Origin of the sequence: Streptomyces sp. MBT53, assembly GCF_016654115.1 — a bacterium.
In the GTDB taxonomy this organism is placed as follows: Bacteria; Actinomycetota; Actinomycetes; order Streptomycetales; family Streptomycetaceae; genus Streptomyces.
In genome coordinates this window covers 1-19,490 of sequence record NZ_JAEQAZ010000049.1, presented here as the reverse complement: position 1 = coordinate 19,490, position 19,490 = coordinate 1, and the positions used below count along the sequence as shown (strand labels likewise).

Sequence of the window (19,490 nt, the reverse complement as noted above, 5' to 3'; positions counted from 1 at the left end):
TGCGCGGAAGCTGCGGGCCGTCCTACGACCTGTGCCGCCGGTCGGGCACGATGGGTCCATGCCGAACCGACTGGCCCATGAGACCTCCCCCTATCTGCTTCAGCACGCCGACAACCCCGTCGACTGGTGGCCCTGGTCGGAAGAGGCGTTCGACGAGGCCAGGAGGGCGAACAAACCGGTTCTGCTGAGTGTCGGTTACAGCAGTTGCCACTGGTGCCACGTCATGGCCCACGAGTCCTTCGAGGACCACCCCACCGCCGACTACCTCAACGCGCACTTCGTCAGCATCAAGGTCGACCGCGAAGAGCGCCCCGACGTCGACGCCGTCTACATGGAAGCCGTGCAGGCGGCCACCGGTCAGGGCGGCTGGCCCATGACCGTGTTTCTCACCCCGGACGCCGAACCCTTCTACTTCGGCACCTACTTCCCGCCCGCGCCCCGCCACGGCATGCCCTCCTTCCGGCAGGTGCTCGAAGGGGTGCGCAGCGCCTGGACCGACCGGCGGGACGAGGTCGCCGAGGTCGCCGGGAAGATCACGCGGGATCTGTCCCAGCGGCAGATCGACTACGGCGGCACCGAGGCCCCCGGCAAGGAGGAGCTGTCCCAGGCGCTGCTGGGGCTCACCCGTGAGTACGACCCGCAGCGCGGCGGATTCGGCGGTGCGCCCAAGTTCCCGCCGTCCATGGTCATTGAGTTCCTGCTGCGGCATCACGCCCGCACCGGATCCGAGGGCGCCCTGGAGATGGCGCAGGACACCTGTGAGCGGATGGCTCGCGGCGGCATCTACGACCAGCTCGGGGGCGGGTTCGCGCGGTATTCCGTGGACCGGGAGTGGGTGGTGCCGCACTTCGAGAAGATGCTCTACGACAACGCCCTGCTCTGTCGCGTGTACGCGCACCTGTGGCGCAGCACCGGGTCCGAGCTGGCCCGCCGGGTCGCCGTGGAGACCGCCGACTTCATGGTGCGTGAACTCCGCACCGACGAGGGCGGGTTCGCCTCCGCGCTCGACGCCGACAGTGACGACGGGACCGGGAGCGGCAAGCACGTCGAGGGCGCCTACTACGTCTGGACGCCCGAGCAGCTCGTCGACGTGCTCGGCGAGGCGGACGCGGAGCTCGCCGCGCAGTACTTCGGTGTGACGGACGAGGGGACGTTCGAGGAGGGGCAGTCCGTTCTCCAACTGCCCCAGAGCGAAGGGGTCTTCGACGCCGAGAGGATCGAGTCGGTCAAGAGCCGTCTCCTCGCGGCCCGTTCGCGGCGTCCCGCCCCCGGCCGTGACGACAAGGTCGTCGCCGCCTGGAACGGTCTCGCCGTCGCCGCGCTCGCCGAGACCGGGGCCTACTTCGACCGGCCCGACCTGGTCGAGGCGGCCGTCTCCGCCGCCGATCTCCTCGTACGGCTGCATCTCGACGAGCACGCCAAGCTGGCCCGCACCAGCAAGGACGGGCAAGTCGGCGCGAACGCGGGGGTGTTGGAGGACTACGCCGATGTCGCGGAGGGCTTCCTCGCGCTGGCGTCGGTCACGGGGGAGGGGGTGTGGCTGGAGTTCGCCGGGTTCCTGCTCGACCATGTGCTCGCCGGGTTCGTGGACGAGTCGGGGGCGCTCTACGACACCGCCGCCGACGCCGAGCGGCTCATCCGCCGGCCGCAGGATCCGACCGACAACGCCACCCCGTCCGGCTGGACCGCAGCCGCCGGTGCGCTGCTGAGCTATGCGGCCCAGACCGGCGCCGAGCCGCATCGCGGCGCCGCCGAGCGGGCGTTGGGGGTCGTGAAGGCGCTCGGGCCGCGCGTTCCCCGCTTCATCGGGTGGGGGCTCGCGGTCGCCGAGGCGTATCTCGACGGGCCGCGCGAGGTCGCCGTCGTAGCGACCTCGTTCGACGACGAAGGGGCAAAGGCCCTGCACCGTACGGCGCTTCTGGGGACCGCGCCCGGTGCGGTGGTCGCCTTCGGGGTCGCGGAGAGTGAGGAGCTGCCGTTGCTCGCGAACCGGCCACTGGTGGGTGGTGAACCGGCCGCGTATGTCTGCCGTAACTTCACCTGTGACGCGCCGACGACCGACCTCGAACAGTTGCGCACCGCGCTGAGCAGGTGAAACGACAGAGTCGTAACCATCCCAAACGCGACCAGTGAGCGAAATGCTCATTCGCGGGTCGCATTGTGAGGAAACACGCTCTTCACTGAAATCACCTGTCCGCTTCACAGACCGCCCATAGTCTCGGCCCCGTGACGCGACGGAGGTAACTCACCGTCGCGCCGGGGGGATTGGGATCTGGGGGGATCTGCTGTGCTGACGTCCGTATTCGTCGCTGCTGTTTCGCTTGCCCTGTTCTGGATGGCCGCCTTCACCCTGTGGTGGCAGATGCACGCGTGGCGTACGCCCGAGGTGCTGGCCTCCACCCGGTTCAGCAGTCCGGACGGGGACGAGCACGTCTCGTTCTCGTTGCTGCTGCCGGCCCGGCACGAACAGGCCGTGCTGGACCACACCATCCAGCGCCTGCTGGAGTCCACGCACACCGACTTCGAGATCATCGTGATCGTGGGGCACGACGACCCCGAGACCGCGGCGGTGGCCCACAGTGCCGCCGAGCGCGACCCGCGCGTCCGCGTCGTCGTCGACACGCACGAGAAGAAGAACAAACCGAAGGCTATGAACACGGCGCTGCCGCACTGCCGCGGCGATGTCGTCGGGGTCTTCGACGCCGAGGACCAGGTCCATCCGGAGCTGCTCGCCCATGTCGACCACGCGTTCCGGACGACGGGAGCGGACGTCGTCCAAGGGGGCGTCCAGCTCATCAACTTCCACTCCAGCTGGTACAGCCTGCGCAACTGCCTGGAGTACTTCTTCTGGTTCCGCTCCCGGCTGCATCTGCACGCGCAGAAGGGGTTCATCCCGCTGGGCGGCAACACCGTCTTCGTACGGACCGACACCCTGCGGGAGGCCGACGGCTGGGACCCCAACTGCCTCGCCGAGGACTGCGACTTGGGCGTCCGGCTGTCCAGTGTCGGCAAAAAGGTCGTCGTCGCCTACGACTCCGACATGGTGACCCGGGAGGAGACCCCGGGATCCCTGATGTCGCTGCTCAAGCAGCGAACTCGCTGGAACCAGGGCTTCCTTCAGGTCTACCGGAAGAAGGACTGGAAGCAACTCCCGGGATTCGGGCAGCGGTTGCTCGCCCGCTACACGCTGATGACACCCTTCCTCCAGGCCTTCTCCGGGGTCATCATCCCGCTCAACGCGGCGGTCGCGCTCTTCCTGGACGTGCCGGTCGGCATCGCCTTCCTCACCTTCCTGCCGCTGGTCACCGCCGCCGTCACCTTCGTCTTCGAGGTCGTCGGACTGCACGACTTCGGCAAGCAGTACGGACTCCGCGTCCGCGCCGTCCACTATCTGAAGCTCGTCGTGGGCGGCCCCTTCTACCAGGTCCTCCTGGCCGGAGCCGCGATCCGCGCAGTGTGGCGTGAGCAACGTGGCCGAAACGACTGGGAGTTGACCTCCCATGTCGGCGCGCACCTCACCGAACCCGCAGTGATCCGAGAGGACGTTCCTGCGTGACCTCCACCCTTCCCGCGGCGACCACCACGGTCCCCGCGCAGCGGCAGCCTGCGCCTGAAACCGGTTCGGCCGGTCGGACAACGCCACCGTCGAGGCTGCGTTCCTCCCGCCCCGACCTCCTCCTCTGCGGTCTGCTCCTCACCGCGATCCTCGTCGTGCAGGGCTGGAACATCGCCGACTACCCGACCCTCAGCGACGACGAGGGCACCTACCTCGCCCAGGCCTGGGCCGTCCAGCAGGGCACCGGCCTCGCCCACTACACCTACTGGTACGACCATCCGCCGCTCGGCTGGATCCAGATCGCGCTGCTCACCTGGATCCCCGCGCACTTCAGCCCCGACTCGATGACCGTCGGCACCATGCGCCTCGCGATGCTGGTGATCAGCGCGATCAGCGCGGTCCTCGTCTACGTCCTCGCGCGTCGGCTCTCCCTGCCGCGCTGGGCGGCGGGACTCGCGATGGTGCTCTTCGGGCTGTCCCCGCTGTCGGTGATCCTTCAGCGGGAGATCTTCCTCGACAACATCGCCGTGATGTGGATGCTGCTCGCGTTCTGCCTGGCGGCGTCCCCAAGTCGCCACCTCTGGCACCACTTCGGAGCCGGACTCGCGGCCGCCGCCTCGGTCCTCACCAAGGAGACGATGGTCGTCGTCCTGCCCGCGCTGGTGGTCACCATGTGGCGGCACGGACACCGTGACACCAGGAAGTTCGCGCTCACCGGAGCCATCACGGCCTGCGTCCTGATCGGCTGTGCCTACCCCCTCTTCGCCCTGCTCAAGGGCGAGTTGCTACCCGGCAGCGGCCATGTCTCCCTCTGGGACGGCCTCAAGTACCAGATGACCAGGCCGGGTTCGGGCTTCATCCTCGACAAGGGGTCGGGCTCCTACGGCGTCCTCCACTCCTGGCTCTACTACGACCGTGTCCTGCCCCTGGGCGGCCTCGCCGGGGCGCTCCTGCTCCTGGTCACCTGGCGCTGGTCGGTCACCGCCCGCTCGCTCGCCGGACCGGCGCTCACCGTGGCGATCCTCGCCGCCGTAGCCCTCCGTCCGGGCGGCTATCTGCCCGCGATGTACGTCATCGGCGCGTTGCCCTTCCTCGCGCTCGTGCTCGCCGGAGGCACCGCGTCCGTGGCTCACGCGGTACTGCGCAGACGGCGGCGCGAGGGGGAGAAACGGTACGTCACGGGGGGCCGGTACGCGCTCGCGGCGGTCCTCGCCCTCGCCGCCGGCGCCTATGTCGTACCGCAGTGGTACGACGGCGACCGCACCGCCGTGACCGCGGATGCCAACGCCCCCTACCGGGCAGCCTCCAAGTGGCTGTCCACCGAGGTGCGGGACCCGAAGGACACCCGGGTCCTCGTCGACGACGCGCTCTGGCTCGACCTGGTGCACGCCGGGTACCGGCCCGGGCTCGGGGTCATCTGGTTCTACAAGGCCGACCTCGACCCCGCCGTCACCAAGACACTGCCCCACGGCTGGCGGGACATCGACTACGTGGTGGCCTCCCCGACGGTACGGCGCGACGCGGTCGACCTGCCCAATGTCAAGGCGGCGATCGAGCACTCCACACCCGTCGCCACCTTCGGCACCGGCGACGACCGCATCGAGATCCGGCAGGTCCGGTCCGAGACCGTGGGAGCCCAGCGATGAGCCAAGAGTCCACAGTTCCCGGGGAGTTGGGTGAACCGGCCCTACAGGGCGCGGAGTTGGCCGAGCCCGGTGCCGTCACCATCGTCGTACCGACCTTCAACGAGTCCGAAAACGTACGGGAGTTGCTGCACCGGATCACCGAGTCCGTGCCGACCCGGCTGCCCTGCGAGGTCGTCTTCGTCGACGACTCCACCGACGACACGCCCGAGGTGATCTCCGAGGCCGCGCGGGACTGCCCGTTCCCGGTGACCGTGCTGCACCGGGCGGAACCGGTCGGCGGGCTCGGCGGCGCGGTCGTCGAGGGGATCAGGGCGGCGACGTCGGACTGGATCGTCGTCATGGACGGCGATCTGCAGCATCCACCGTCCCTGGTACCGGAGTTGGTGGGCACGGGGGAGCGGGCGCACGCCGGACTCGTCGTCGCCTCCCGGTACATCAAGGGCGGCAGCCGCGAGGGCTTGGCCGGCGGCTACCGCATCGCCGTTTCCCGTGGGGCGACCTGGCTGACCAAAGGTCTCTTCCCGCGCCGGCTGCGGGGCATCAGCGACCCGATGAGCGGCTTCTTCGCGATCCGGCGCAGCGCGGTGACGGCGGAGGCGCTCAAGCCGCTCGGCTACAAGATCCTGCTCGAACTCGCCGTCCGCAGCCGTCCGCACACGGTCACCGAGGTGCCGTTCGTCTTCCAGGACCGCTTCGCCGGCGAGTCCAAGTCGACGGCGCGGGAAGGGTTTCGCTTCCTGCGCCATCTGCTCGGGCTGCGCACCGTCTCGCCGGTCGCGCGCATGGTGATCTTCGGCCTGATCGGTGCCACCGGATTCCTGCCGAACCTGGTCGGTCTGTGGGCGCTCACCCGGGCGGGCATGCACTACGTCCCCGCCGAGATCCTCGCCAACCAGCTCGGCGTGGCCTGGAACTTCTATCTCATCGAGCACCTCCTGTTCCGCGACCGCCGGATGCACCGCAACTGGTGGGACCGGGCGGGCCGGTTCGCGCTGCTCGCCAACGCCGACCTGGTGCTGCGGATCCCGCTGATCGCTCTGTTCGTGCACCGGTTCGGCATGGGCGCCGTGTCGGCGACCGCGCTCGCACTGGTCACGACGTTCGTCCTGCGCTTCGTCGGCACCGAAGCACTGGTCTATCTCCCGCGCCGCAAAGGGAGTTGTACGGAACCGAGGAGAGCCGCGTGAACAAGTACCGCAGAAGAACCGCGTTCGTCGGGGTGGGGACGCTGACCGCCGGACTGCTGCTGACCTCGCCGCAGTCCGCCGAGGCCGCGAACCTCGTCCTCAACCCGGGCTTCGAGACGGACGGCGGCGACGGGATGCCGTACTGCTGGGAGAAGTCCGGCTGGGGCGACAACGACTTCGACTTCACGACGACTTCGGACGCGCACTCGGGTTCCAAGGCCATGAAGGTCACCGTCACGCGGCGCGTCGACGGTGACCGCAAGGCGCTGATCACCGAGTCCACGAGCTGCGCGCCGGTGGTGACGGCGGGCAAGCAGTACGACCTCGGGCTCTGGTACAAGACGACCACGCCGGACGCGAACATCACGCTGTTCCGGCACGACACCACCGCCGGCTGGCAGTACTGGACCGACCTCAAGACCCTGGACATGCAGGGCAGTTGGACCCAGGCGAGCGTCCGTACGCCCGAGGTCCCGGCCGGTACCGACCGGATCACCTGGGGCGTCTCGGTCTACGGCACCGGGTCCGCGACCACCGACGACTACACGATGGACCAGGTCCCGGACACGCTCCCGCCCGCGACCTGCACGGCCACGGCCGAGCAGTGTGCGAACGGGCGTTGGGACGTGCTCCCGACGCAGAACCCCGTCCGCTCGATGCACTCCGTCGTCCTCAACAACGGCAAGGTGCTGCTGATCGCGGGCTCCGGGAACAGCCAGGAGCAGTTCGACGCGGGGACGTTCACGAGTGCGGTGTACGACCCGGTCGCCGGGACGTACAAGGTGATCCCGACGCCGAAGGACATGTTCTGCTCGGGGCACATCCAGTTGCAGGACGGCCGGGTGCTGGTGCTGAGCGGCAACAAGGCGTTCCCGGCGGCGGACGGTTCGCACGGGTACGAGGGGTACAAGGACTCGTACATCTTCGACCCGGTGACCGAGACGTACAGCAAGACGAACGACCTCAACGACGGCCACTGGTACCCGTCGGCGACCGAGCTGGGCAACGGTGACGTCGTCTCCTTCGGCGGGCTGCGGGAGGACTCGACGGGGTCGGTGACGGCCGAGTACTGGTCGGACGCGCAGCAGAAGTGGCTGCCGTTGTCGCAGGTCAACCAGACCTGGTCGTACTGGGGGCTGTACCCGTCGATGGTCCTGATGCAGGACGGCCGGCTCTTCTACACGGGCAGCCATGTCTTCGGGAACAACATCCCGGGCACGGGCTCGGCGATCTACGACTACTCCGCGAACACGATCACGTCGGTCTCCGGGCTCCAGAACAAGGACCAACGCGACCAGTCCGCAAGCGTGTTGCTGCCTCCGGCGCAGGACCAGAAGGTGCTCACCATCGGCGGCGGCAACATCGACTCCAACCCGGACGCCAACCGGCTGACGGACATCATCGACCTCAAGGCGGCCAACCCGACGTACACGGTCGGCCCCCAAATCCCGCAGGGGACGGTCGACTTGGGGAACGGTCCGGTGGCCGAGACCGGCGCGCAGGGCAAGATGTACGTGTCGGCGGTCATCCTCCCGGACGGCACGGTGCTGGAGACGGGCGGCGCGCTGCACAACCGGGCGAACCCGGTGTACGAGGCGTCGATCTTCGACCCGGCGACGACGACGTTCGACCCGGTGGCCGCGGACCCGGAGGCGCGCGGCTACCACTCGTCCTCGTTCCTGCTGCCGGACGGCCGGGTGATGTCGACCGGTGACAACCCGGGCAACGGCACCTGGAACCACAACGTGTCGATCTACACCCCGCCGTATCTCCTCAAGGGCACACGCCCGACGATCACTTCGGTGATCGACAACGAGTGGGAGTACGGCGACACCCAGACGATCACCGTCGACCGGCCCATCGCCAAGGCGGAGTTGATCCGCCCGGCGGCGGTCACGCACTCCTCGGACCCGAACCAGCGTTTCGTGGACCTGCCGCTCTCGGTGAACGGCAACACGGTCGACCTGAACGTGACGAGCAACCCCAACCTGGCGCCGCCCGGCTGGTACATGCTCTTCGCGGTCGACGCCAACGGAGTCCCCTCGGTCGCCAAGTGGGTCCACCTGCAAGGCCCTTCGGCCATGACGACGGACACGGCCTCGGCCCACGTCCACTCCTTCGCCGACTCCCTGACCGGCAAGGTCACCGAGCCCGGCAGGAAGCGGACCTCGCAGAAGGTCTCCGCGACCATCTCCGGCTGCGACCGCCACTACGGCACGATCAACGTCTGCGTCCCCACGGTCTTCCCGACCGAGATCAAGTCGACGACCGCGGCCCGCTGTTCATGGCTCCGGCAGAACGACTACGGCCGCCTGAAGGTCAACGGCAAGGACGACCCGCTCCACCTCGACCCGAACAGGGACGGGGTGGCTTGCGGGAAGGGGGATGTGAAAAGGCGCTGACGCGTGAACTCGGTGAGGGAGCACCCCTGTTGGGAGCGTGCCCTCACCGAACTCACAGATTGCGGTAGACGTCGCGGCGATTGCCGGCAGCCAGTACCCACACGACCAGTTGGCCGTCCTCGACGGTGTACACGACGCGGAAGTCCCCGACGCGCAGGCGCCAGCGGGCGTTGTGCCCCTGGAGGATGCGCAGGGCGTCGGGCCGGGGAATCTTGAGCGGGTTCCGCCCGACGTGCGGTGCGCACCGGGCGACGTACCCCGTCGGAATCAGGTGCTGTGGGAACGGAGCGCGGCGGCCATCTCCTCAAGCGAGACGGAGCCGTCGCGCCCCTCGGCTTCCGCCTTGTCCGCCAGGCCGTTCAGCCAGGCATCCTCTGCCTGCTCTTCAAGTTCACGCAGGCGCCCGTACTCGTCGATGTCGACGACCTCCTTCTCGATCGGCGGCTCGCTCAGGTCACGAAGGTGCTGGACACTCACCGGGGTTCACTCGGAAAGCCCGTGCTCCAGTACGTCCATCGTGCGGTCCACCAGTCCCGCGAAGTCGTCCTGGTGGCCGTTCTCCGCCCAGTACAGGGACGTTTCCATCAGGCCGCCGACGAGGGACATGGCGTAGACGCGGACCTCCAGGCTCTCGGGGTCGCGGCCGGTGCGGGTGGCGATGGCCTCGCAGAGCATGCTGCCGGTGACCGACATGCTCTCCATCATGCGGGAGCGCACCGCCGGGACCTGGACCATGAGGTGGGTGCGGAGGCGGGAGGTCTCCTCGTCCTCCTTCAGGCCGTACTTGATGGCCCGCTGGATCACGTACCGGAGGGTGACCATCCACGGTTCGTCGGCCGGGCGGGCCCGGAGTTCGTCCATGATGATCGGGTCGAACTCGTCCGTGATGACGATGTCTTCCTTGGTCGGGAAGTAGCGGAAGACGGTCGACGGCGACACCTCGGCGCGCTCGGCGATCTGCTCGATCGTGGTCGCGTCGTAGCCCTGCTCCTTGACCAGTGCGTACGTCGCGGTGCGGATCGCCTCGCGGGTCTTGATCTTCTTGCGCTCGCGGAGGCCCAGTTGAGGGCGGTCGGCGGGGCTGAAGGGGGAGGGTGCGGCCGTCATGGTGTTCATTGTCCGGCATCCGCCAGGGCGACGGCCACGGCTGTGGCGGGGTCTTCCTCCTCCTGCTCCTGCACCGCGGGCGCGGCCGGAGTGTTCGGCAGGAACGCCGCCGCCAGCAGCGCGGTGACGAGGGCCGCGGCGCCGCACACCAGCAGGACCAGGCCCATGCCGTGGACGTACGCGCTGTTCGCGGAGGCGATGAGGTCGGCCGAGCCGGTCTTCTGGCCGACGATGTGTGCCGCTACGACGGACTCGCCCGCCGTGTCGGCCGCCTTCGCGGGCAGGCCGGTCACGTCCAGGCGGTCCCGGAAGGTGCTGGCGAGCAGGCTGCCCAGCAGGGCGATGCCGATCGCGGCGCCGACCTGGCGCATGGTCATCAGGAGCCCGGCGCCGCTGCCGGCCCGGTCGCGGGGAAGCGCGCCGAGGGCGCCGTCCATCGCGGGGACGATCGAGAAGCCGAAACCGAAGCCGGTGACGGACAGCCACAGCGCGGTGAAGCCGTAGCCGGAGTCGACCGTCGTACGGCTGCCGAGGACGGCGGCGAAGGCGAGGACCACCAGGCCCGCGGTGACGACGGCACGGGAGCCGAACTTGGCGACGAGCGGTTGCGCGGCGCGGGCCGCGACGATCAGGCCGCCCATCATGGGCAGCAGGCGGACGCCGGTGCCCAGCGCGTCGTTGCCGAGGACCGCCTGGAGGTACTGCGGGAGCACGAACAGCAGGCCGGACAGGACGAACATCACGAGGGTCGCGGCCATGGTGTTGAAGAGGAAGCCGCGGTGGGCGAGCAGTTCCATATCCAGCATCGGGCGTTCCATGCGGCGCTCGCGCAGCACCAGGGCGGCGATCAAGATCGCGGAGCCGATGAGCATGCCCACGATCAGCGGGTCGCCCCAACCGCGGCTGGGCGCCTCGATGATGGCGTAGATGAGGGCGCCGAGGCCGGCCGCGGTGAACGCGGTGGAGAGGGCGTCGACCTTGGGGGAGGCGGGGTCGCTGGTCTCGGGGAGCAGGAAGACGCAGGCGGCGATGCCGATCGCGGCCATCGGGATGTTGACCAGGAAGACCGAGCCCCACCAGAAGTGGTTGAGCAGCCAGCCGCCGATGATCGGGCCGAGCGGCAGGCCGAGCGAGGAGGCCGCGGAGATGATGCCGACGGCCTTGGTGCGCTCGTCGGGGCCGAAGAGCGAGGGCAGCACGGAGAGGGCGAGCGGGGTGATCAGGGCCGCGCCCACGCCCATCACCGTGCGGGCGGCGATGACCCAGTTCACGTCGTCGGCCATGACGCCGGCCACGGAGCCGGCGAGGAAGATGCCGAGGCCGACGACCAGCATGCGGCGGCGTCCGAAGCGGTCGCCGAGGAGTCCGGCCGGGAGCATCAGGGCCGCGAAGACGATGACGTAGGAGTCCGCCATCCACTGCTGCTGGCCGGTGGTGGCGCCGAGGTCGCCGGCCATCGTGGGCAGGGCGACGTTGAGGATCGTCGTGTCGAAGCCGAGCGTGAGCATGCTCGCGACCAGGGCCCCGAGGGCCCACCAGCGGCGCGGATCGCGTCGCACCTCTTGGGATTGAGTGACAGTAGCCATGAAATGAGAGTAGCTGTCAAAAGGTGGTCGATGTCAATGGGGATCGACTTTCAGCGCATGAAAAATGGCCACGGCTCGAGAGCCGTGGCCATGAACAGGAGGTGTCTCAGGTGCTACCCGTGCTGGTAGGCCACCAGGGAGATCCCCACGTAGTGCACGAGGAAGGCCGCCACCGTCAGGGAGTGGAAGACCTCGTGGAAACCGAACCAGCGCGGTGACGGGTTCGGCCGCTTTATGCCGTAGATCACGCCGCCCGCGCTGTAGAGCAGTCCGCCGACGATCACCAGGACCAGGACGGCGATGCCGCCCGTGCGCATGAAGTCCGGCAGGAAGAAGACGGCCGCCCAGCCCATCGCGATGTAGCAGGGGGTGTAGAGCCAGCGCGGGGCGCCGACCCAGAAGACCCGGAAGGCGATGCCGGCCAGTGCCGCGCCCCAGATGCCCCACAGCAGCCACTGACCCTTGGCGCCCGGGAGCAGCAGCATCGTCAGGGGCGTGTACGTGCCCGCGATGATCAGGAAGATGTTGGCGTGGTCGAGTCTACGCAGGATGCCGTCCATGCGCGGGCTCCAGTTGCCCCGGTGGTACAGCGCGCTGACCCCGAAGAGCAGGCAGGCCGTCAGGGCGAAGATCCCGCAGGCGATACGGCCCCGGGCCGAGTCGGCGAGAGCGGTGAGCACCAGGCCGGAGACGAGAACGGCCGGGAACATGCCGAGGTGCAGCCAGCCGCGCAGCTTCGGCTTCACATGGTCGGGGAGGGAGAGCGCGGAGGGACCATGGCCGGCGATCGGCGTGTCCGTGGGCGCGTCGGGGACGGACGCAGTCATACGCGCAAGCGTACCTACGGAACCGTAAGTTACGTGTCAGTGCGGCGAGATGGGGGTCCAGAAGTGGCCACTCTCTCATGGCTACTCGACGTGCGGGTACCCGGGGTGAAGCGACGGTGACGCACGGAAAACATCTCGATACGTGGCGATCCTCACGTCGCTCGTCTGTGAGGCCCTCTGGACATATGGGCGGGCGAGTCGGATGATCAAATGAGTGCGGTCGGCACCGGATGAGCGCCAAGATCGACCATCTGAAGCATCCGGGTCGCGGCCCCCACGGGGCAACAAGGACAAAATCCCTCACCATAGGAGCAATCGTGGCGCGCGACATCGCGGCTCCCCCCGTCATCCCAACCGAACACAAGGAACTGGTCTCGTGGGTGAACGAGATCGCAGAACTGACCCAGCCGGACAGCGTGGTCTGGTGTGACGGATCAGAAGCCGAGTACGAGCGGCTGAGCGAGGAGCTCGTCCGAAAGGGCACCTTCCAGAAGCTCGACCCGATCAAGCGCCCCAACTCCTACTACGCCGCCTCCGACCCGACCGATGTCGCCCGGGTCGAGGACAGGACGTTCATCTGCTCCGAGCAGGAGCAGGACGCGGGTCCCACCAACCACTGGAAGGCTCCCGCCGAGATGCGGGAGATCTTCGCGGGAGAAAAGGGCATCTTCCGCGGCTCCATGAAGGGCCGGACGATGTACGTCGTCCCGTTCTGCATGGGCCCCCTCGGTTCGGACCTCTCCGCGATCGGCGTCGAGATCACCGACTCCGCCTACGTCGCCGTCTCCATGCGCACGATGACGCGCATGGGACAGCCCGTCCTCGACGAACTCGGTACCGACGGATTCTTCGTGCGTGCTGTGCACACGCTCGGAGCACCGCTGGCCGAGGGCGAGGCGGACGTGCCGTGGCCGTGCAACTCCACCAAGTACATCTCGCACTTCCCCGAGAGCCGCGAGATCTGGTCCTACGGCTCCGGCTACGGCGGCAACGCGCTGCTGGGCAAGAAGTGCTACGCCCTGCGCATCGCCTCCGTGATGGCGCGGGACGAGGGCTGGCTCGCCGAGCACATGCTGATCCTCAAACTGACGCCCCCGCAGGGCGAGTCGAAGTACGTGGCCGCCGCCTTCCCGAGCGCCTGCGGCAAGACCAACCTCGCCATGCTGGAGCCCACCGTCTCCGGCTGGACCGTGGAGACCATCGGTGACGACATCGCCTGGATGCGGTTCGGCGAGGACGGCCGGCTCTACGCGATCAACCCCGAGGCCGGTTTCTTCGGCGTCGCGCCCGGCACCGGCGAGCACACCAACGCCAACGCGATGAAGACGCTGTGGGGCAACTCCGTCTTCACCAACGTGGCGCTGACCGACGACAACGACATCTGGTGGGAGGGCATGACGGAGGAGACTCCGGCCCACCTCACGGACTGGAAGGGCAACTCCTGGACACCGGAGTCCGGTTCGCCCGCCGCCCACCCCAACGCCCGCTTCACCGTGCCCGCTTCGCAGTGCCCGATCATCGCGCCCGAGTGGGAGGACCCCAAGGGCGTGCCGATCTCGGCGATCCTCTTCGGCGGCCGGCGCGCCTCGGCCGTACCGCTGGTGACGGAGTCCTTCGACTGGAACCACGGTGTCTTCCTCGGCGCCAACGTGGCCTCCGAGAAGACCGCCGCCGCCGAGGGCAAGGTCGGCGAGCTGCGCCGCGACCCCTTCGCCATGCTGCCGTTCTGCGGCTACAACATGGGCGACTACATGGGTCACTGGATCGACGTGGCCAAGGGCAAGGACCAGGCGAAGCTGCCGAAGATCTACTACGTGAACTGGTTCCGCAAGAACGAGGCGGGCAAGTTCGTGTGGCCGGGCTTCGGCGAGAACAGCCGTGTCCTGAAATGGATCGTCGACCGCCTCGACGGCCGCGCCGAGGGCGTCGAGACCCCGATCGGCGTGCTGCCGGCCAAGGGCGCCCTCGACACCAAGGGCCTCGACCTGTCCGAGGCCGACCTCGACTTCCTGCTCACCGTCGACAAGGACGTGTGGCGCGAGGAGGCGGCCCTGGTCCCCGACCACCTCAACACCTTCGGCGACCACACCCCGAAGGAACTGTGGGACGAGTACCGGGCGCTGGTGCAGCGCCTCGGCTGAAACCGGTAGCGCAATCGTGAGGGCCCGCACAACGGCGTGCGGGCCCTTACCCGTTGGCCTTCATTTCTGCCATCACCTCTGCCCGGACCGGCATTTCGGGGGACACTCGGGACAACTCGCAACGAACCCGAACCCCGAAGTGAGGTGAGCGGGGTGCGTACTCCGGTCAGCGATCCGCTGAGCGTGGGGCCGTACCGGATCGCCGGGCGGCTCGGCTCCGGCGGTATGGGCTGGGTGTATCTCGGCCGTTCACCGGCCGGCCGCGAGGTGGCGGTGAAGGTCGTACGGCCCGAACTCGCCGCCGAGCAGGAGTTCCGCGAGCGCTTCGCCCGCGAGGTCGCCGCCGCCCGCCTGGTCAGCGGCGCCTACACGGCGGCCGTCGTCGACGCGGACACCGAGGCCGAACTCCCTTGGCTGGCGACGATGTACGTGCCAGGACCCTCCCTCGCCGAGGCCGTCCGCACCGACGGACCGCTGCCCGAACCGCAGGTCCGCAGGCTCGGCGCGTTCCTCGTCGAGGCCCTGCAGGCGATCCACGCGGCCAACCTGGTCCACCGCGACCTCAAACCGGCCAACGTACTGCTCGCCTCCGACGGCCCCCGCGTCATCGACTTCGGCATCTCCCGCGTCGAGGGCGCCCCGAGCCTCACACAGGCCGGAATCGTCGTCGGCACCCCGCCGTTCATGTCGCCGGAGCAGATGACGGCCGCACCGCTCGGCCCGCCCACCGACGTGTTCTCCCTCGGCGGCGTCCTCGTCTACGCGCTGACCGGCCGCCCGCCGTTCGGCACGGGCGAGGCGGTGAGCCTGCGCGTGGTGCACCACGCACCCGACCTGGACGACGTACCGGCGGGGCTACGGCCGCTGCTCGCGCGGTGTCTCGCCAAGCGGCCCGCGGACCGGCCCCGACTGGGGGTCCTGCTGGGCGAGTTGCTGGCACCGCCGCGCACCGCGGTCTGGCCGCCGCCCGCCGTGGCCCGCACCATCGAGGTCCGCCGCGGCGAGCTGGCGGCCCGGCGCGGCGGCGGTACGAGCCTGCCGGTGCCGTCCTGTCTGCTGCTGCACGCGCAGGCCCTGCTGGACGCCGGCCTCACCGACGACATGGTCACGCGGGCGGTGGCGCGTGGCGACGCCTGACTCCTCCCTCCCACCCGGCCGGGACTACGACATCGCCTCCTCCTGGCGGCAGTTGACGCACACCTGGGGCGCCCGCCGGAATTACCACGTCGAGAGCGATGTCGATTCCCTCTCCCTGCAATTCGATCTAGAGGAGTCGGGGCGCACGCTCACCGTGCGTTTCATGACCACGAAAAGACTTCTCGTCGCTTTTGTCACCGACGGTCATTCTCTGCGCAAGGATCAATTGGCGATCGCCGCCGCCGCGTCGAACGCGTGGAACACCGAACAGCTGAATCCCATGCTGTCGGTGTGGGACGTGCGCGGACCCGGACCCTGCCTCGCCGGAGTCTGCGACCTCCCGCTGACCTGCCGGATCTCGCAGGACGACTTCGATGTTCTGGCCAGTGATTGGGTGGAACGGGCGCGACAGATGTTCACCCGTTGCCATCAGGTTTTCCAGCTGTAGAAATGAATTGAGCATTCTCAGTCAACCCCTTTCGGCCACGGCCCTGTTGCCTCCACTATGGGCGCCAACGGGGGGTCGTCATGAGACGTACGTTGTTCACTGCCTTGCTCTTCGGCCTGTTGATCGCATGGATTCCCGCAGGACCGGCGGCCGCCGCCGGCGCGGACTGCGGCAAGAACTTTCCGACGCGCCTGGGCTGTTGGCAGGACGCGCTCGACGACGGCGCCGAGGTCACGGTCACGCTGACCAAGCCCCTGGCCGTCGACGCCGGCGGCAAGGTCGACCAGACCGGCCTCCGCCGGGACTTCAAGAACCTGCGGGTACAGGTACCGGCCGACGTCCACACCGGCCAGGGCGGCACCGCGCTGCTCCTCCTGGCCGGCCACGCACTCGTCGACCGGGACGCCCGGATCGACCGGCTGGACACGAGGACGCTGGCCGAACTCGGCCCCTGCACAAGCGACTTGTGCGTGGCACTCAAGCAGTCCTCACTCACCGGCGGCCAACTGATCGACAAGAAGCTGGGCGTCACCGAACTCGGCGGGCACAAGTCCACGGACCGGACGCGACTCCTGCTCTACGCCCTGACCGCCGTGCTCCTCCTCCTGCTCCTCGGACTCTTCCTCGCCGTCCGCCGCTCCCGCACCCCGGCCGTCGCGGGCGCACCGGCGGTCCACTCCGAGGAGACCACCGCCGAGACCACCGCCAGACTCCGCCCCGTCCCGCCCGCGCCGGCACCGCCGCCGTCCCCCGGCCGCCGGGTCGGCCCCCGCACCGGCCCGTCCCGAACAGCCGTCGTCCGTACGGCACTTCACCCGCAGGGCTACGTCGAACTCGACCACGTCCTCTACCGCGCGGTGTGGGCCGAACCCGACCGCACCCCGCCCGAGCCCGGCGCGCAGGTCGAGGTCACCGACGCCCGCGAACCCGACTCCGACGTCCTGTACGCCTTCCCACCCGCGGCCCGGCACCACGCCCGCGGCGGCTCGTGAACCTCGTACCACCGCCCGGTCGACCAGGAGATCCCATGCACAGCGAATACCCGCCCACGCTGCCGGCGGAGTACGCCGACATCGAGTTCGAGAACAACGCCCAACGGCTGCCGCTGGTGCTGTGCCTGGACACGTCGAGTTCCATGGCGGGCGCGCCGATCCAGTCCCTCAACGACGCGCTCGCCGAGTGGACCCGCGAACTCCACGACGACGTCTCCCTCAGCTACAGCGTCGAGGTCGCCGTCATCACCTTCGGCGGCCGGGGCGTCGGCGCCTGGCGCGGACCCCAACTCCTCGACCCGCGAACCCCGGTGAGCCCCTTCGTGCCCGCGCACGCCTTCCAGGCACCCCGGTTCACCGCGTCCGGCGTGACGCTGATGACGGAGGCGCTGGAGCTGGCGATGCATGTCGTCGCGGCCCGCAAGGCGGAGCTGCGCGCCTCCGGACTCCAGTACTACCGCCCGCAGATCTGCCTGGTCACCGACGGTCTTCCCACCGACGGCACCGGGCATATGACCGACTCCTGGCACCGCCTGCTGCCTGTCCTCGCCGAGGAGCAACAGGCCCGCCGCTTCCGGCTCTACGCGATCGGCGTCGGCGGCATCACGGATCGAGGGGAGCAGGTGTTGCAGGCGTTCGCGCCGAAGTTCAACGCCCGCATCCAGGGTTTCCCGTTCCGCGAGCTGCTCCAGATGATGTCGGCCAGCGCCAACGCCGAGCAGAAGGGCGCGGGCGACGAGGTCTTCGAGAAGATCTTCAGCCAGTTCAAGACCCAGCGCCCGGCCTGGGAGAGCTGAGCGGTGGCCGCGTCGCCCTGGCGCATCCACGGCCTGAGCGTCGAGGGCTACCGCCACCGCCGCACCGGCACCCCCTGCCAGGACGCCTGCACCTATGTGGCGTCCGCGCCGGTGACCGTGCTCGCCGTCGCGGACGGCGCGGGCAGCCGCCCGCACTCCGACCAAGGGGCCCTGCACGCCGTCGAGTTGGCGGCCGAACACTTCCGCCGCCGGGCCGCCGCCGCGTCCGGCTGCCCGCCCGGCACCGAGGTCCACGACCTGCTCGCCGACGCCTTCCACGACGTGGCCAAGATCTTCCTCGACACCTACGGCGCCACCGCCCCCGACTACGCCACCACCCTCACCGTCGTCGTCCTCACCCCCGGCTGGCTCGGCCATCTCAGCGTCGGCGACGGCTTCGTCGTCGTACGCGCCGGAACCGAGGACGGCCAACGGCAGTTCCACCTGCTCCCGCAGCCGCCCGCCGTCAGCGAGTACAGCAACGAGACCGTCTTCCTCACCTCACCCGACGCGCCCCGCCGACTGCGCACCGACTGCGTGGCGGACCCGCGCGTCGACGGCGTGCTGCTGTCCACCGACGGCCTCGCCCAGGCCGCGCTCTCCACCCCCGGCGGCGGCCCGCCGCAACCCAACACCTCTTTCGTGGAAGCCGTGTTGCGCTCCCTGGACACCCCGGGGCCGGTGACCGACAGCGCGAGCGAGAACATCGCCGCGCTGCTGCGCTCCGACCGGCTGACCAGCCTCAACGGCGACGACAAGACCCTGCTGCGGGCCGTGCGCGCGGTGGCACCGTGACCGGCCGCACCGTCCACCTGGACGGCAAGCAGGTCACCCTCGCCGAACTCCCGCTCAAGGGCGGCGGCCAGGCGGCCGTCTTCCCCGTCGAGGGCGACGACACGATCGTCGTCAAGCTCTACCGCGACCGCCCAGGACCCGACCTGGAGCGCCGCCTGGCCCGCATGCTGACCATGTCCCCGCTGGCCGCGCGCCCCACCGACGCCAACCAGCCCCCCGAACTCGCCTGGCCCACCGCCATCGCCCGCGGCCCCGACGACACCTTCCTCGGCTACGCCATGCGCCGCTTCGGCGAACCCCGACACGTCCAGCTGGTCGGCCTGTTCACCCGCGCCCAGCGTCTGCGCCTGTTCGGCGACCGCGCGGACTGGCGCTTCCTGCTCGGCGTCGCCTGGAACCTCGCCTTCATGACGGCCCGCATGCACTACGACAACCTCGTCATCGGCGACTTCTCGTCGAGCAACGTCGTCGTCGACGCCAACGGCTTCGTCACGTTCCTCGACTGCGACTCCATCGCCTTCACCGACCCGGTCACCGGCGAGCACTTCCCGTGCCTGATGCACACCACCGACTACTCGTCGCCGGAACGCCAGTCGGGCGCGGCGGCCACCCCGGAGAGCGACAACTTCGCGCTGGCGGTGCTCATTTACCAGCTCCTCACGGCCGGCAACCACCCCTTCGGGGGCGTCCCGCACGACAGCACCAGCGAGTCGACGGTGAAGGACAACATCGCCGCGAGCGTCTCCTACGTCGTCCGCCCCGAGGCGGTCGTCATCCCGCGCGGCACAGTGGACCCCTCGGTCCTCCCGCCCGGCCTCCTGACCCTGGCCCACACGGCCTTCGGCCCGGGCGTCCACGCCCCCGCCGCC

Annotated in this window: 17 protein-coding genes; 12 read left to right on the top strand and 5 right to left on the bottom strand. The window is 69.3% G+C overall.

Features of this window, described 5'->3' with window-relative positions; all coding sequences use genetic code 11:
- The first annotated feature begins 58 nt into the window (after positions 1–58).
- The 5 genes from JHN45_RS19845 (at position 59) to JHN45_RS19825 (ending at position 8,791) form a co-directional block, all read left to right on the top strand.
- Positions 59–2,095 (top strand): thioredoxin domain-containing protein, encoded by a 2,037-nt coding sequence (locus JHN45_RS19845; RefSeq protein WP_201049880.1) that lies wholly within the window; start codon positions 59–61, stop codon positions 2,093–2,095.
- Positions 2,096–2,287: 192 nt separating this feature from the next.
- Entirely contained in the window at positions 2,288–3,556 is a 1,269-nt protein-coding gene (locus tag JHN45_RS19840) for a glycosyltransferase (RefSeq protein WP_200712186.1), read from the top strand.
- Positions 3,553–5,202, top strand: coding sequence for a glycosyltransferase family 39 protein (locus tag JHN45_RS19835; protein ID WP_201049879.1), 1,650 nt, complete (start codon positions 3,553–3,555; stop codon positions 5,200–5,202). The genes JHN45_RS19840 and JHN45_RS19835 overlap by 4 nt, the downstream gene beginning before the upstream one ends.
- Positions 5,199–6,389: a glycosyltransferase family 2 protein gene (locus JHN45_RS19830; RefSeq protein WP_201049878.1), complete on the top strand. Its 1,191-nt coding sequence runs from the start codon at positions 5,199–5,201 to the stop codon at positions 6,387–6,389. Before JHN45_RS19835 ends, JHN45_RS19830 begins: the two co-directional genes overlap by 4 nt.
- A complete protein-coding gene (locus tag JHN45_RS19825; protein ID WP_201049877.1) occupies positions 6,386–8,791 on the top strand; it encodes a galactose oxidase-like domain-containing protein in 2,406 nt (801 codons plus the stop codon). Before JHN45_RS19830 ends, JHN45_RS19825 begins: the two co-directional genes overlap by 4 nt.
- A gap of 52 nt (positions 8,792–8,843) precedes the next feature.
- Here the strand turns inward: JHN45_RS19825 and JHN45_RS53025 are convergent, their stop codons facing one another.
- The 5 genes from JHN45_RS53025 to JHN45_RS19800 all read right to left on the bottom strand — a co-directional run bounded on the left by JHN45_RS53025 (position 8,844) and on the right by JHN45_RS19800 (position 12,311).
- Complete coding sequence (locus tag JHN45_RS53025; RefSeq protein ID WP_307783143.1) at positions 8,844–8,978, bottom strand: type II toxin-antitoxin system RelE/ParE family toxin; 135 nt, start codon at positions 8,976–8,978, stop codon at positions 8,844–8,846.
- Positions 8,979–9,058: 80 nt separating this feature from the next.
- Complete coding sequence (locus JHN45_RS19815; RefSeq protein ID WP_307783138.1) at positions 9,059–9,268, bottom strand: hypothetical protein; 210 nt, start codon at positions 9,266–9,268, stop codon at positions 9,059–9,061.
- Between the two features lie 6 nt (positions 9,269–9,274).
- The gene (locus JHN45_RS19810; protein ID WP_200712190.1) at positions 9,275–9,907 is read right to left on the bottom strand and encodes a TetR/AcrR family transcriptional regulator; all 633 of its coding nucleotides are present in this window, start codon (positions 9,905–9,907) and stop codon (positions 9,275–9,277) included.
- The gene (locus JHN45_RS19805; RefSeq protein ID WP_201049876.1) at positions 9,904–11,484 is read right to left on the bottom strand and encodes a DHA2 family efflux MFS transporter permease subunit; all 1,581 of its coding nucleotides are present in this window, start codon (positions 11,482–11,484) and stop codon (positions 9,904–9,906) included. Before JHN45_RS19805 ends, JHN45_RS19810 begins: the two co-directional genes overlap by 4 nt.
- A gap of 113 nt (positions 11,485–11,597) precedes the next feature.
- The gene (locus tag JHN45_RS19800; protein WP_200712192.1) at positions 11,598–12,311 is read right to left on the bottom strand and encodes a hemolysin III family protein; all 714 of its coding nucleotides are present in this window, start codon (positions 12,309–12,311) and stop codon (positions 11,598–11,600) included.
- Between the two features lie 317 nt (positions 12,312–12,628).
- On the opposite strand from JHN45_RS19800, the gene JHN45_RS19795 reads away from it, so the two are divergent.
- From JHN45_RS19795 to JHN45_RS19765, 7 genes are all read left to right on the top strand, one after another.
- Positions 12,629–14,452, top strand: coding sequence for a phosphoenolpyruvate carboxykinase (GTP) (locus JHN45_RS19795; RefSeq protein WP_019072808.1), 1,824 nt, complete (start codon positions 12,629–12,631; stop codon positions 14,450–14,452).
- A gap of 153 nt (positions 14,453–14,605) precedes the next feature.
- Positions 14,606–15,589 (top strand): serine/threonine-protein kinase, encoded by a 984-nt coding sequence (locus tag JHN45_RS19790; protein ID WP_201049875.1) that lies wholly within the window; start codon positions 14,606–14,608, stop codon positions 15,587–15,589.
- Complete coding sequence (locus JHN45_RS19785) at positions 15,576–16,037, top strand: hypothetical protein (RefSeq protein WP_200712195.1); 462 nt, start codon at positions 15,576–15,578, stop codon at positions 16,035–16,037. The genes JHN45_RS19790 and JHN45_RS19785 overlap by 14 nt, the downstream gene beginning before the upstream one ends.
- An 80-nt stretch (positions 16,038–16,117) precedes the next feature.
- Complete coding sequence (locus JHN45_RS19780) at positions 16,118–17,029, top strand: hypothetical protein (RefSeq protein ID WP_236583832.1); 912 nt, start codon at positions 16,118–16,120, stop codon at positions 17,027–17,029.
- Positions 17,030–17,064: 35 nt separating this feature from the next.
- Complete coding sequence (locus JHN45_RS19775; protein ID WP_200717559.1) at positions 17,065–17,826, top strand: VWA domain-containing protein; 762 nt, start codon at positions 17,065–17,067, stop codon at positions 17,824–17,826.
- 3 nt (positions 17,827–17,829) lie between these two features.
- On the top strand, positions 17,830–18,621 hold the full coding sequence (locus tag JHN45_RS19770) for a PP2C family serine/threonine-protein phosphatase (RefSeq protein ID WP_200717560.1): 792 nt from the start codon (positions 17,830–17,832) through the stop codon (positions 18,619–18,621).
- The coding region (locus JHN45_RS19765) for a hypothetical protein (RefSeq protein WP_201049874.1) at positions 18,618–19,490 on the top strand (873 nt) is incomplete at its 3' end. The genes JHN45_RS19770 and JHN45_RS19765, both read left to right, overlap by 4 nt.

Bases quoted from the DNA above. Each gene is read 5' to 3' on its own strand.
- JHN45_RS19845 (WP_201049880.1), top strand. From the start codon at position 59: ATGCCGAACCGACTGGCCCATGAGACCTCCCCCTATCTGCTTCAGCAC.
- JHN45_RS19830 (WP_201049878.1), top strand. From the start codon at position 5,199: ATGAGCCAAGAGTCCACAGTTCCCGGGGAGTTGGGTGAACCGGCCCTA.
- JHN45_RS19810 (WP_200712190.1), bottom strand. From the start codon at position 9,907: ATGAACACCATGACGGCCGCACCCTCCCCCTTCAGCCCCGCCGACCGC.
- JHN45_RS19805 (WP_201049876.1), bottom strand. From the start codon at position 11,484: ATGGCTACTGTCACTCAATCCCAAGAGGTGCGACGCGATCCGCGCCGC.
- JHN45_RS19800 (WP_200712192.1), bottom strand. From the start codon at position 12,311: ATGACTGCGTCCGTCCCCGACGCGCCCACGGACACGCCGATCGCCGGC.
- JHN45_RS19780 (WP_236583832.1), top strand. From the start codon at position 16,118: ATGAGACGTACGTTGTTCACTGCCTTGCTCTTCGGCCTGTTGATCGCA.
- JHN45_RS19775 (WP_200717559.1), top strand. From the start codon at position 17,065: ATGCACAGCGAATACCCGCCCACGCTGCCGGCGGAGTACGCCGACATC.